This window comes from Chroococcidiopsis sp. (assembly GCF_051657925.1).
Lineage (GTDB): Bacteria > Cyanobacteriota > Cyanobacteriia > Cyanobacteriales > Chroococcidiopsidaceae > Chroococcidiopsis.
Genome location: NZ_JBOFLP010000158.1, coordinates 1 through 12,853 on the forward strand (window position 1 = coordinate 1; position 12,853 = coordinate 12,853).

16 protein-coding genes and 1 pseudogene are annotated in these 12,853 nt (G+C 44.1%); 3 read left to right on the forward strand and 14 right to left on the reverse strand.

Annotation, left to right across the window (positions count from 1 at the left end; all coding sequences use genetic code 11):
- From ACRC32_RS13045 to ACRC32_RS13070, 6 genes and pseudogenes are all read right to left on the reverse strand, one after another.
- A pseudogene (locus ACRC32_RS13045) lies at positions 1-222 on the reverse strand (hypothetical protein); the annotation flags it as partial.
- Positions 222-593 carry a DUF2190 family protein gene (locus ACRC32_RS13050; RefSeq protein ID WP_438554374.1) on the reverse strand — a complete coding sequence of 124 codons (372 nt, stop codon included), beginning with the start codon at positions 591-593 and terminating at the stop codon, positions 222-224. The pseudogene ACRC32_RS13045 and the gene ACRC32_RS13050, both read right to left, overlap by 1 nt.
- A gap of 2 nt (positions 594-595) precedes the next feature.
- Positions 596-1,327, reverse strand: a complete 732-nt coding sequence (locus ACRC32_RS13055) for a hypothetical protein (RefSeq protein ID WP_438554375.1) — start codon at positions 1,325-1,327, stop codon at positions 596-598.
- A complete protein-coding gene (locus ACRC32_RS13060; protein ID WP_438554376.1) occupies positions 1,327-1,494 on the reverse strand; it encodes a cytoplasmic protein in 168 nt (55 codons plus the stop codon). Before ACRC32_RS13060 ends, ACRC32_RS13055 begins: the two co-directional genes overlap by 1 nt.
- Before the next feature lies 1 nt (position 1,495).
- A complete protein-coding gene (locus ACRC32_RS13065; protein WP_438554377.1) occupies positions 1,496-2,710 on the reverse strand; it encodes a hypothetical protein in 1,215 nt (404 codons plus the stop codon).
- Positions 2,707-4,278, reverse strand: coding sequence for a hypothetical protein (locus ACRC32_RS13070; protein ID WP_438554378.1), 1,572 nt, complete (start codon positions 4,276-4,278; stop codon positions 2,707-2,709). Before ACRC32_RS13070 ends, ACRC32_RS13065 begins: the two co-directional genes overlap by 4 nt.
- A 176-nt stretch (positions 4,279-4,454) precedes the next feature.
- Between ACRC32_RS13070 and ACRC32_RS13075 the strand changes: the two genes are divergently transcribed.
- On the forward strand, positions 4,455-4,670 hold the full coding sequence (locus ACRC32_RS13075) for a helix-turn-helix domain-containing protein (RefSeq protein WP_438554379.1): 216 nt from the start codon (positions 4,455-4,457) through the stop codon (positions 4,668-4,670).
- Here ACRC32_RS13075 and ACRC32_RS13080 read toward each other — a convergent pair.
- From ACRC32_RS13080 to ACRC32_RS13115, 8 genes are all read right to left on the reverse strand, one after another.
- The gene (locus ACRC32_RS13080) at positions 4,667-5,125 is read right to left on the reverse strand and encodes a phage virion morphogenesis protein (protein ID WP_438554380.1); all 459 of its coding nucleotides are present in this window, start codon (positions 5,123-5,125) and stop codon (positions 4,667-4,669) included. The genes ACRC32_RS13075 and ACRC32_RS13080 overlap by 4 nt on opposite strands.
- Entirely contained in the window at positions 5,103-5,765 is a 663-nt protein-coding gene (locus ACRC32_RS13085; protein WP_438554381.1) for a hypothetical protein, read from the reverse strand. The genes ACRC32_RS13080 and ACRC32_RS13085 overlap by 23 nt, the downstream gene beginning before the upstream one ends.
- Before the next feature lie 202 nt (positions 5,766-5,967).
- Positions 5,968-6,195 (reverse strand): hypothetical protein, encoded by a 228-nt coding sequence (locus ACRC32_RS13090; RefSeq protein ID WP_438554382.1) that lies wholly within the window; start codon positions 6,193-6,195, stop codon positions 5,968-5,970.
- Positions 6,192-6,497 carry a hypothetical protein gene (locus tag ACRC32_RS13095; RefSeq protein WP_438554383.1) on the reverse strand — a complete coding sequence of 102 codons (306 nt, stop codon included), beginning with the start codon at positions 6,495-6,497 and terminating at the stop codon, positions 6,192-6,194. Before ACRC32_RS13095 ends, ACRC32_RS13090 begins: the two co-directional genes overlap by 4 nt.
- Positions 6,494-8,257, reverse strand: a complete 1,764-nt coding sequence (locus ACRC32_RS13100) for a phage head morphogenesis protein (protein WP_438554384.1) — start codon at positions 8,255-8,257, stop codon at positions 6,494-6,496. The genes ACRC32_RS13095 and ACRC32_RS13100 overlap by 4 nt, the downstream gene beginning before the upstream one ends.
- Entirely contained in the window at positions 8,244-10,085 is a 1,842-nt protein-coding gene (locus ACRC32_RS13105) for a phage portal protein family protein (RefSeq protein WP_438554385.1), read from the reverse strand. The genes ACRC32_RS13100 and ACRC32_RS13105 overlap by 14 nt, the downstream gene beginning before the upstream one ends.
- Before the next feature lie 7 nt (positions 10,086-10,092).
- A complete protein-coding gene (locus ACRC32_RS13110) occupies positions 10,093-11,643 on the reverse strand; it encodes a terminase large subunit domain-containing protein (RefSeq protein WP_438554386.1) in 1,551 nt (516 codons plus the stop codon).
- Positions 11,564-12,019, reverse strand: coding sequence for a hypothetical protein (locus ACRC32_RS13115; RefSeq protein ID WP_438554387.1), 456 nt, complete (start codon positions 12,017-12,019; stop codon positions 11,564-11,566). The genes ACRC32_RS13110 and ACRC32_RS13115 overlap by 80 nt, the downstream gene beginning before the upstream one ends.
- 188 nt (positions 12,020-12,207) lie before the next feature.
- Here ACRC32_RS13115 and ACRC32_RS13120 point away from each other — a divergent pair, with 188 nt between their 5' ends.
- The gene (locus tag ACRC32_RS13120; RefSeq protein WP_438554388.1) at positions 12,208-12,417 is read left to right on the forward strand and encodes a hypothetical protein; all 210 of its coding nucleotides are present in this window, start codon (positions 12,208-12,210) and stop codon (positions 12,415-12,417) included.
- A gap of 161 nt (positions 12,418-12,578) precedes the next feature.
- Positions 12,579-12,853, forward strand: a 275-nt coding sequence (locus ACRC32_RS13125) for a hypothetical protein (RefSeq protein ID WP_438554389.1), incomplete at its 3' end; no start/stop codon positions are given.

Sequence of the window (12,853 nt, forward strand, 5' to 3'; positions counted from 1 at the left end):
ATAATTAATATTGCGGCGCTTGGTTGCTGCTGCTGGCGCTCTACGAGTATCGAATAAAGCAAAGTCTTCCTTACCGAACTCGACGACTAAGCCAGCGCGTTTCGTGACAGGGACAGGGGGGAATAACTCACTCCCCACAAATTCGGGCTGCATATAGCCCTGGACAACTGTAGTTAAAATTGGATCGACTACTCGCGTAGCCTTCAAACTCATTAAAGGCATTAGGCTTTCCCTTCGCGTGTAATATGTACTTCAAAAAACTTGCCTGCGCCGCTTGCTGCGCCAAGAGAGCGACCAAGTACAGTTTGCCCCACCGTTGCAGGGATAAGTCTCCCCGTAGCGTCAGAGGCTACTTGTTGACCGATGGTAATTGCTGCGCCTGCTTCGGCCGGAACGCTCCCCTCTGTCACAACGCCAATGCGATCGCCGATTATCCCGTTCGTAATCGCAATCCCCCAAACATTCGCCGCTCCGGCTGTTGTAGTTTGCAATGAGTCGTAACCCACGCATCGACCGACTGTTGCCGAACCTGCTAAGGTTACGGTGCGGGTTTCGAGCGCCTTGTGGGCAACGTGAAATACTGATACTGCCATAATTAATAACCAACCTTAGATATTGCGCTCATATAATCTGTACCAGGATGTGCTTCTTGGTACGCTAGGGCTTTTTCATGCACTTCTAGCGCCTCCATATCTACTTCCGTGCCTTCGGGGGCAGCGAAGTTGATAGAGCCATGTTTGGGTTTTCCGTCTGGTTTGGCGTGTTCGCCAAAAGCAATTACTGGCGGACGCTTGGATAGCATTTCTTTGAAGGCATCTAGCATTTGGGGTTTATCCTCCTCGCTAAATTCCACCACTGTTTCGTTTTGTCGCATCGTTCCCATCATGGTTACAAGTTTTTCCTTTTCATTTGGCAGGGCGCGACCATCCTTAATTAAGGATTCGGCAAAGTCCATGTCTTCCTTGCGGTCTAATTCTGCTTGGCGCAATGCTATTTTTTGGGCTTGTTTAGCAAGCTCGGCGGCGGTGGCATTAAGAGATGCTTCCCGTTCGGTGAAATCCGTTTCATTCATATCTTCCTCATCTTCCTCAATAAAATTTGCTATTTCTTTGGCGTTCATTAATCTATACCCAATTTCCTCGTCTGTGATTTTAAAGGCGTAGCGCTTAGTTACGGTGGGAGAAATTTTATCTTCAAATATGCCAATAATATTATCTTCATCATCTAGCTCGGCTTTAGATATTGATGTAATGCCATCGGAATATTGAGTTTCTAAAATATCTTTTATAGCTATTATTTGAGCGCCATCTTTTATAGGAGTTACCATTACTTCTCTTCATAAACTATGTCATTCTTTTGCCCACCTATTTTTTGCAAGTGGGGAATTTCACCGTTAGCAATAAATAGAGGTATTCCCGTCCCATCGGGGAACGCCTTGCAAAAGCTAGATTTCGTTAAATGTTTGCAGTATCCGCAACCTTTCCAAGTAACCATATTACTTAATCTCACTTAATAACTTATAGTTTTTATTGTTTTTTGTAGTGCTATCATTTAGCATCATTGCTGTTAATTCGTCAGCCGTTTCGGTAACTTTTTTATTTTGATAGGTAACAACTTGTTTGTTTTCTAAAGCAACTAAGTAGCCGCTATCTTTTTGATAAATAGAATCATAACCGTTTGCTTTTAAAAACATTTTTATATCGCTGCCGTCTTTACCAGTAATTTCACTAAGTCCACTACCTGCTAGTTTGTCGCGTAATTCGCCGTTAATATCGCCGCGAAAAGGATTTTTTGCTTTTACCCTAGTTGTAACAACACTTCCATCTCCCCCACCATATCTTTTATGTTCAGCCGTGTAACCTTTGGCAATATTTTCTTCTACCCCCATATAAAATCCTTCGCCGTAGAGTCCTCTGCGACCGAAATCAATATTAACACCCTCGTTTACAATGCTTTCTGCGCCTTTTGCGCTCGTTCCGTGAAACATATCGACCCCGGAGAAGAAGCTGTCGCTTGTATAACTCGCCGCCTCATCAGCGCTCATAAACGGTTTATAATTTTTCGTTTCGTCAGCGCTTAAAATAGGCGCGTTTACCCGCCTATTGATTTCTTGCCAGCGATCGTTATCCTTGTTTGTTTGGGCAATACCTATTGCATATTTCTTCTTTAATGTAGGGTGCGCGTCAATAGCAGCATCTTCAATGTAAATACCATCACGGATTGCTCTTTCTACATCTTTTCGTTTAGTAATATCTACAGTGGCTCGCCCATTGCCGCTAAATTCGTAATACTTCCCAGCGTATAGATCGACAAATTCATCAATTGTTACTTCGTCTATATTTGGGTCTTTTTTTGCTTTTCTAAAGTTTTCACCGTAAGAGGAAGACTTTTCTGTTTGGGCGGTAGGTCCTCCTGATGTACCAGTAGTAATTTCAGTTGAAGATTTTTCTTGTGGAAGAGAGGTCTGTCCTTTCCCTTTTAAGCTTGCAATGAGCGCCTTTGTCTTATTACTTCCATCAACACTTTGCTTTTTCTTGCAAGTCTTGTTTGCACTAATACAACTACCTCCGCAAGCCGTTCCTTTGGTGCATTTTTTCTTAGCGCTTTTACCTGGGGCGGCATTTTCGGGTGGAAGAATTCCACCCGAAAGATGCCTTGTTTTAGGTACGGCAAAATTAATGAGTTCGGAGCGGAATTTAATGGGTATCATCCTAAACCGCTTCCCGTGACGCTTGTTCTACTAATATTAGCTTTTAGTTTTTCACCTTTGCCATCTTCTTTTAACGTTACAATAGTTCTCGATCCTTGCTTTTTTATTGAATCAACAACGTATTTAGAATCCGATATAATTTGCTCGTTTGAAGCTAGGGATTTAAAGCCAGAAGAATTATTTGGGACAACAACCAAAACTTTACCTTTGGCATTTTTTCTCTCAGTTTCAAACTTTTGATAAATTCCGTAACTATTGAAAGGTTTTCCGACCTTATAGTTCCCTTCATTGCTATCGCTCATGTAAATAGGAATATTTGGCTTAGGAGCGCTGTTTTGATACTTTTTCATGCCATTGTAAAAACTAATATCATTGTCAGAGTCTTCAATTAATCCATTTACAAAGTCCGCTTCGTAAGATGCCATCCTACTTGCAATCATACTTGTATCCCCTTCTAGAGCGGATTTAACAAAATCCGCTTCTTTTGAAGTTAGTTTCCCTTCAGGTTGGTATTTTATTAATTCTTCACGCAATTCTTCTCTTTCGGAGTCGGTCATTTTTGCCGATTCTTCCCTAGTAGGTCTTTTTGGTTCAATGGTTTTCTTCTTTTCTGTTACTAAAACTTGAGTTGAGTCATCAGAGCCAGACTTCGCGCGAAGCTCTCCGGAGGGAATCCTCCCCCCGGAAGACTTCGCACTTTCATTAGATTTAATCTTTTCTTTTAATCCCTTCGTTTTAGCCTTGTTATCAGGGCTTTGCTTTTTCTTACAAGTCTTACTTGCACTAATACACGACCCGCCGCAAGCTGTCCCTTTGGTGCATTTTTTCTTAGCAGCACCAGGAGTTTTGGGTAATGCAAAACTAATAGGTTCTGAATATATCTGGTTGACTAGCATTGGATTTAATCTGGTTTCTAAATCCGATACCCGCATCATTAACTGTTCTACCAATTCAAAAGGATAATCATTTTTTGGCTGCGGCTCATTTAATAACTGCAAATAGTAACTAGGGATAATGCGATCGGCAGTTTCAGCGCCCTCTTTTTCTATTAGGTAATCTCTCAGCCGCCCAAATACTTCGTAGCCTTCTCCTACCATGAAATCAAGAGCGATCGCATCCTCGTCAAAACTTGAATTATCAAATTCACCCAAGTTAATTGCCCCATTCTCTGAAATGAAAAATTCAGTTAGAGACAATGCAGCCAACCCCTTAATTGCAGGCGGACTTTTCCCCAAGCCCGCAATGTGTCGCAAACTCCACCTGCCGGGGGTAGGGTTACTTTGATGGTCGGGGGGGTAAAAAGATGGGGAAATGCCTAATATCTCGTTATTGCGCGTCCATTCCACAAAGCGGGGTGATATCTTCTCAAATACTGCTTTAACGCGATCGCCTACTTTTTTGAGGAACTTAGGCGTACCAAAAGCTAATTCCGAATCCACAAGAGAGCGATCGCTATAGTCCCCAGTACGGTGACTGACTATTAATGGAGCTTTAAAGTTATCTGGGTTGTAGGTATCGACTATTTCTTGGGCGATATCATGGGTAAAACTATGGCTGCTACCATTCATGGCAACGTGCGTGCCTGTTTTAAGTATCTCAATTTCTAATTCTTTCTCTGGCGACTCCGTAATCGTCACCATAGGTTTTGTACCCAATAGTAGATATCTCTACTAGATTAGGAGCGAGCTAGGCTAAAATCTAAAATGGTACGGCAACGGATGTAAATTACGCCTATTAATAGTGGATGCGGCAAGTTTCAACCCAAGAACAGCAATTAGGGCGCAAAATAAAGCTTGCTCGTGTCGAAGCAGACATGAGCCAAGCGCAGTTAGGTAAAGCTGTATTTGAAAGTCAGCAAATGGTTAGTGATTGGGAAAATGGGGTAGTTAGTCCAAGAGCGATCGCTCTGATGCGGGTAGCGATCGCATTGAGTAAACCGTTGGATTATTTTCAGGTCTAGAAAACGCCAGTAATATGCTCCTCAAGAATAGCTAATACTTCCTCCAAGTCCTGGGGCGGCAATCGGTCGGTTTCGGGTAGCATTGGGCGGGCTGGCATTTTCCTCGTTCCCAACTGATGGAAAATGGCTATTGGCGCACCTGTTGCGCTAACTCGATTTGTCCCAATTTCTACACTATTACTATCTGCGGTGTAAGAAAAAGAGGCGCGGAGGAGTCCGGTACTCTGTAGTACCTTCAGAATTTTTCTATCTTTTTGTTTTCGAGCTATTGTTTTTGGTTTGAGGGGCTGCCAAGGAACTCCCCAGGGGTCAGTCTCGTTTCTAAACCCATCATCAGCCCTTTTCAAAAAGTGTTCGCCTATGTCGCTCATAGGCGCTTTCAAGTCTGAGGAGGCTTGTTTTAGCCTATTAAAAGCGTGTTGAATTTCTCTGTCATTGATTATTATTCTGAACATCCTTCTTATGCCCTCTTCTTGTTACAGGGATTGTTATAGCTTGTTCGATAGACCAGCCAGCCTTAATTACTCTGTGCCTCAAAGTATCTTTGGCAATACCAGACACTTCAGCCCATTGGGATATTATCAGAACCCGCCCATTATATTCCCACAATTGATTGCTACGTCTGTTATTAGCCTGCTCTCTCCATGATGCCCATATACAATTTTCAGGGGAGTAGCCTTGCTCATTGTCTTTTCTCTCAATTGTCAACCCGTCCGGGCAATCGCCCATATCGATATAGAAATTTGCAAATTTAAGCCAGCGATCGCAAATCCCTCTCCCGCCGCCACCATATCGGTTATATGCTGAGTCAATAGGGTTTGTGCAACGCGCCATCATACCAGTCCAAATTGTGTAAGTTCGGGTATTGCATTTTCCATGTTTAATCTGCGCCTTGGAGCGAAGTTCTTTTGCCATGCAACCACACGACTGAGCGGGTTTACACTTAGCGACGAGATGCGCTGTTGAAAATACTTTTTCGTTACCGCAGTCGCACAAACATTGCCACCTTGCCCCACCAGTTGGTGCAGACCCCGATCTTTCTACTGCCGTCAATTTGCCAAAGCGCTGCCCTGTCAAATCTCGTAAAATACCCATTGTGAGCCTACTTATATTAGGTTTACCGCCCCCAGGATGTAACTGCCAAGAAAACATCGCTGGGACATATATTTAATTATAACACAAAACAGTTACAACCTAGTCATAGACAGGGTTACAGGCGTAGCATCCGATGCCGCCGCCGCCAATCTTCTAAATGCTGCTTTGATTTGCGAGTCATCCACAGTGATTCTAAAGATAGCTAATCCTCCTCATCCCAGGAATCAACCTTGTAGCTCAATTCCCTATCTTTAATCAAAAACTCAAAAACGCGCTTTGGATTAAGCGCATCCTTAAACTTACCCTCAATTCCTCCCCCTTCTGCCCTTCTATATGCGATCGCACCTACCTTATCTTTATATTGGGACTGAATAATAGAGCGTGCGATCGCGTCCATTTGTGATTGTGTGGGGTTATCGGGTAGGTTCAAGTCACGGCTCCCTCTGGAATACCCGAATCGTAGCTACTTACTAATTCCTTCCCTTGCGTTAGTTCAATTCGATAATCCTTGAAAGCCGAGCCATGTAGCGCTGAATCTAAGTCTATTGGGCTAGTTATTTCGCCTATAATATGACCAAAAGCTCCATGGGAGCGAGATAAAATGTCCGTAGCAATCGCTTTTAAGGATTCATCGCCGTTTACAACTATACTTGCTCTTTCATGAGGCGACGAAGCTTCCAAACTAATAGTTATGGTGCGACGAACGTTGTCAATTAACTCGTATTTAATCAACGCTTTATTACTCCTACTGTAAAAGCAAAATGTTCCGGGTCTGCCTGATACAGTTCTAGCATTTTTTTACCAGTGGTAAAGTATTCTATCCCCATTGAAACTACTTCTGTGGCATCAGGGTAAATCTTGCCTACATAGGGGTGAATAAATTTGTCTGGGTATGCAATTTCGTCATCTTCATACTTTTCTCCTGCAAGTGCTTTTAAACTTTGCGCTTCGCCCGTGCTTCGGCTCTTAATCCAGGACTTAGCCGCCTGTAAAGTAGTATCAGATTCATATTCCACATGATGTCCTAGTTCGTGGAAAATTACTCTTTTATCAGGATTTGACCCAATACTTAAATCTCCGCTTCGATTCGCGTAAGCTCTTCCATTAGCAAAACGTGAGTTTTCCACTGCTTTAAGAGAATTGCTGCTTTTACCATTTGTCAACTGCTGAAATTCCATTATCGCCTCGTCCAAATCAGCACGGGTAAAATTACTATTTAAAGCCTTGTTTATTGAACTTATTGAACTGGTATCAAATTCGAGTCTTTCTAAGATATTTTTGGCTTCAGGTAATGGTAATCCTTCGTTCAATAATTGAGTCCTAAATTCCTCCATTTTTTGAGCGGCAGCGCGACGATTATATTTGTCGTAGTTGTAGTGAGCGTCCTCAGCCGCTCTATGACGCGCTCTTATATTTTCTAGTTCTTTTTTCTTAATTCGATTATTATCAAGGGCTGCCATAAATTCCTTGCGTACTGCTATATATTCATTTGCTATTCGCTCCTTTTCTTCGGGATCTCCTTTTAGCAAAGCATCTATTTCTGCCTTGCGCTCTGACCCCATAGCTGAATAACCCCTAGCTATAAATTCTGTATGGGTAGCGGTATTTGTTTCAATCCTGGGTGGTAACTTACTCTCTAACCACTCTGCCGCCGTCTTATACTGTCCCTCTAAGACTTTGGAACACATTTTTGTACGGCTGATGCAGGAGTTACCGCAAGGAAAGCCTTTCTTACAAGTGCGATCACTCTTGATTTTCCCCGTAGCAAAATCTAAGGATTCAGATAGTTCTACTTCCTCCTCCAACAACGCCGCTAAATTTGGGGGCAAGGAAGCGATCGCTCTTTCTATCAGTTGACTTCGTTGCTCAGTTAACGATTCAGGAAAACCAGGTTTTAAACTTGGTTCTGCGATCGCCCTCAATGACGGCGGTTTGCTTACCGTCAATCCAAGATTTTCTAGTTGACGTTGGCTGAGATTATAGAAGGAGCATTTGCATCCGAACGGCGGGGGAGCGATCGCTTTCCACACGTCTGCGTCGGCGGGAAATACCTTGCCATCCTGGGCTTTGTGGTGTGGGCGAGGGACGACAGAATCACGATGCCTGTAAATTCTGTAAGGATGACGTTGTTTAAAACCTGGCTCCTCGGATTGCTCCCAGCGTCCATAAGCCATGCTCTGCCTCACGTTTTGAGACAAGATAAGTGAGACTCGGTAGGGGCTGAAATTAGGCGACCAACCCCTGCGGGTCATAATGTCTTTGAAAGTGGCGCGGAACTGCTCTGGAGATACGCCAGACTCTAATTGCTGCGCGATCGCGTCCTGAACGTCTTTTAAAATACTGACTTTCGTAACCGTTGCAATTGTGAATGCGATCGCAGAATATTCCTCAGAAATTGTCTTCCAGTTCTCACTAGGCAGACCAATCTTACTTTTGAAGAACGCGATCGCGGCGGGGAATGGTTTGAGGAAGGGCGATTTAACCATCTTCATCGTCCTCTGCTTCAACCCCTACTTGATATCTACCAGCGCCATAAGACGCGAGGAGGGTGGATTGCATGAGCGCCGCGAAATCCTTGCTATCCATTTCACCGAATGCCGAATCGATGCGATCGCGTACTTCCCCCAAATCCTCTGCGCCCGTAAATAAATGGTCTTCAAGTGTCTCTAGCCACTCAGAAAAAATAGGGGTCGCTTGGGAATACGCTTGTTCTGTATACAGGTCTGCGGGGTCTAATTCTGTATCTTTCTCTTCCTCTGCGTAATCAGAACTAGATATCCGAACTTCACTTACTAATTTCAATGCTCTTGCACCATTCTCTTGCTCAATTAATATTGCTGGGTCGTCCTCACTGCCATTACGGGTGATTTCTGAATTGCCTAGTTTTAGGGTGATGCGACTTCTGTAGACCTTAACAACTTTTCCCGTCGCCGTGCCAGTGCCATACTTCCAACTGACAGCAGTACCGACGCGGATTAGCGATTCACTAAAGACGAATGGTTGCTCTGCATTAGGATCTTCTGTTGTCGGTGGATTTTGTGCTGCAAGTTCTGCTTCTTTAGCTGCTTGTTCTTCCTGCTTTTTGGCTACTTCTTCTTCTGTTAGAAACGAAGCATCGTAGCTGGAGCGTAGGTACTCTTCCGTTAGGGGACGACCAACAAGACTAACAAGCGCTGTATCGCGCCTTGCCCTTGCCTCATCAGCTACTTTCACCCTGGGGCGATAAATTAGCGGTGGTTCGGCATCGGGGTAATTAAACTCGCAAATCCACCTGGAAAGATCCGCATAAGGGCCATCCGAAAGCAGGCTACAGTCCATGTCAACGAGTTCTTGACGAATTTCTAAATGAGTCTCGGAGGCGGCATAAGAACCCCCCGTAATATTAGTAGTAAGATTTTGTAGCAGTATTGCCTCTACTGCTTGAGTATCGCAGTAGCCACAGAACGCAGAATAAACATCTGTACCAGTGGAAGCCGCTTGTAATAGTCCTAAAGTTACGCCTTTAGGGAGCGCTACCCCAGCTTGCTGACTTATTCCTTGCATTACTTCAATTAAGCGATCGCGCTGGGCAGGCGTTTCATATTCGCCTAAAAGAGTAGGTGAGCCGTGCTTATCGCAGAATATCGCCCACCACTTCTGAATTTGGCGTTTTAACCACGAGAGCCAAAATAGTTTGTTGGCTAGTCCGTCCCCGTAGGGTGAATCATCATGAGAATTAACGCAAGTTAGCAAGAATTTCTTAGGGGGCAACGCTATCCCATTTAGGGGCGATTCGGGAGTAATTAAGCGCAATTCCCAGCCGCCATCGGCAATGTCAAAGGTAAACCTACTTGATTCGCGACCCCATAATTGACGAGCTACAACGCGATCGCCCTCTATTGCCCAGTCAATTTCGACTACCGAGTAACCAACGAACCTTGCATCTAAAAATGTTAGTGTGGCGTTCTCAAATCCACCAAAACTATAAACGGCGGCTTTATTACTACGTTCGGTACTACGGCGACCTAGGTTTTTAATTTGTAATCTTACTTCGTCGGCGGCTTTTTTGTCAATTCTGCGATCGCTTGCCGCTTCTACTACTATTTCTCTGCCTATAGCAGCGCCGAATCTTTGAGTGAGGGCGGCGTAAATCCGGGGGTCGGTTGCTACCTGCCTGTATATCTCGTGTAACTTCTTCCCGTTCCCCTTAGCTAAAATCGCCGCGTCCTGCGGGCGTAAGAAATAGTTGGCGTAAGAAGACAGCGAACCGTAGTCGCGCCTAACGCTCGAAATTTCGCGGCTCTGCTCTGTACTTAGTCTCGCACCATTAGTTAAAACCACCTTTCTCTCACCAATCAATAGTATTTGCTATTCTGCGACTTCCTACAACTGCTGCCCCCGTCCAATCGTCAGGCGGGTCTATGAATGCGTACATTAAGGCATCTGCATAATCAGGAGACTCTACGCCACGCCGCCTCATCTCATCCTTGCTTTCTAACAATATTTTGCCATTGCTGGTAAACTTTCGTAGTGGCTGACTTAATTGTGCAATAAGAGTTGCATGATTGGGAATTGAAATTAGTTCATCTTCAAGGTACTCAGCAATACCTTCTACCATTTCGTAAGTCTTGCGAAATCTTTCGCGTAAAAGTCCGTAATGCTCTGCTCGTTTGTTATAGAATTTTTCTTTACTTGTTTTGTTCTCGCCTACCCAAAAGAATACGCTTGGGCTACCTGAGCCATGAACTGAAGTAAATGTAAAACCTAAGTTAGGTGTCGTCTCCAAAGTACCAGCTACACCAGCCCCAACACCATCAACGTCAAAGTTAAGGTGAGTTGCTTTAAATGATTTAATTAGTTCCTGGGCTTTAAAAGTCGTTTCTGTAGTATTTAATCCTTGCCACTCCTTGACCGCGATCGCCTTGTTCCCTTGTCTAACTACAAATACATTTTTGTTTTTTCCAGTAGTAGCAACGTCTAATCCTGCTGTTACAGATGCGCCTTGTGCTGATAGCGGGTAATCAATAGCTGCGCGAACCCACTTCGCCTCAATAAAGATACCCTCAATAGAGGCACTGTAGTCAATATCTATTTCACTAGCTACAATTACGGGGTCTAAAGTATCTACTTGTTTTTGATACCAAGCCTGGTCTTTGCGCGGGTCATCCTGCCACCTGAAAGTAAAAACAGGGATTGCACCACTTAAGCGCTTTTGAGCAAAGGGATTGCCAGAGCCATTAGGGGTAGAGACATATATCTTTACATCAGAGTTTTGAGAGATAGCTGCATCAACTTTTTGTGGGCGTTCGATAAAAGCAGCTTCATCAATAATATAAAGTGAGGATCGTCCGCCTCTGCCCATGTTATCTCCAGATTCACCCGTGATTGAATTACCGTTTTGGTGATTCAATAACCGCATATAGCTATCTTGGTAACTTGGCAGCATCCAAGGTGGCAAAAGTTGCAAGATGAGGCGCATTTTCTCAAAGATAGTATCTGGGTCGCCCATACGGTCTACGAGTGATTCTTTTCGACTGCCTACCGTCCCCTTGAAACCAGAATGGAACAGCCAATGATGAACCATAAAGGCAGCACATAGCCAAGTGAAACCAACATCCCTTGACTTTTCTGCTAACCCGTCCTCACGCAGAACATAGCGATCGCTTAACCACCGAATGAACTCAACTTGTCTTGGGAATAAATCAAATGGCATTGTTGCTGGGGTAATTCTGGGATCGTAAGTCCAGACAAAATCATTAACCCAAATTACTGGGTCTTTGGCACTTAATGTTATTGCTAGTTGCTTTTTACTATTGGTCTTAATTCGTCCCAGGATCTCTAATCGTCGCCGTATAGAGTCGGCTAAGTTCGGCTGCGTCCATAGTTTGGTAGTTGTCATTATTGAAGGCGATCGCACTATTAATTTCTTGTTTTGCTGGCGCATCAATTCCTAGTAACTTACGCCTAGATTCGCACAACCTCACCCAACGGTCAATTGCTTGCAAATGTCCTTTTTCAACAGATGATGCGATCGCACTCATTGCCATTTCCAATCGTTCTAATTCTAGTGCTTGATGCTCTCTGGCTGAATCTTGGGTTAACGCCGTTATAGATTTAATTACAAAAACTACATCGCGGTGCGCTTGAGCTTCACTTATGCCTAATTCTTTGCCAATAGCTCTGTAACTTTTACCCATCTTCCGCAAGTGCATAGATTGCTGTCTCCGTTCGGCAGCAGATTCTTTTTGTCCAGGGCTTGCATCCTTGCGCGACATCGTTACGACCTATGCTGTTACTTCATAAAATATTCATCTTAACTTTAACTATTATGGGATGCGAAGTCACATACTAAATTAGTGGCACATCTTCATCGCCATACCAGCAAGCGAGCTTTGCGGAAGGAAGCTTCCTCCCGCAAACGTCGCGCATCACTTCACGCTGTCGTACTTCACTGGAAAAATCAATGCAGACATCTTACGAATACGAATATCAACAGGAACAACTAGAGCATATGACTGGCGGGGGTTCTGATTACCCTAGCGAGATTACCCCACTAGGCTTTGTATGGGAATATTCCCCAAGCAATCAAGCTCTTTTGCTCCCAGTATTAGCAGAAAACTTTGGCATGGATTTTTATAACGAAGTAGTACGGCCCGTGAAGCCAGAGCAATGACGCGATCGCGCTACTCATTGAATCTGAACCGCTCTGGCTACAGCTATATACTGAATCCGAATTTTAGTTATTAAATCTTCCACACCGCGTCCACCATTAACTACGCGGCATTTTTTGGATGAATTATTCATCCAAAAAGATGCCGCAAAATTTTACCTATCATGAATATCCAATACGCTTTGACCTTATCTGTTGATGCGATCGCGCTTGCTTTTGCTGCAATGATGGCTATTGACTTCGCGATTGCGATTTCTGTGGCTTGGTGTCAGTTAGCTAAACCCAAGACGATTGGTGTGTGTGCGGAAACGTTAGCACCAATTTTTGCGGAAACTTGGCGGGAGCGAGAAGTTGGGGGGAGGATTCCTCCTCCCCCAAGCTTCTCAAGAGAGGCTTTGCCACCCGTCAAGGTTTCCAAGAGGGAGGATATCCCATCAAT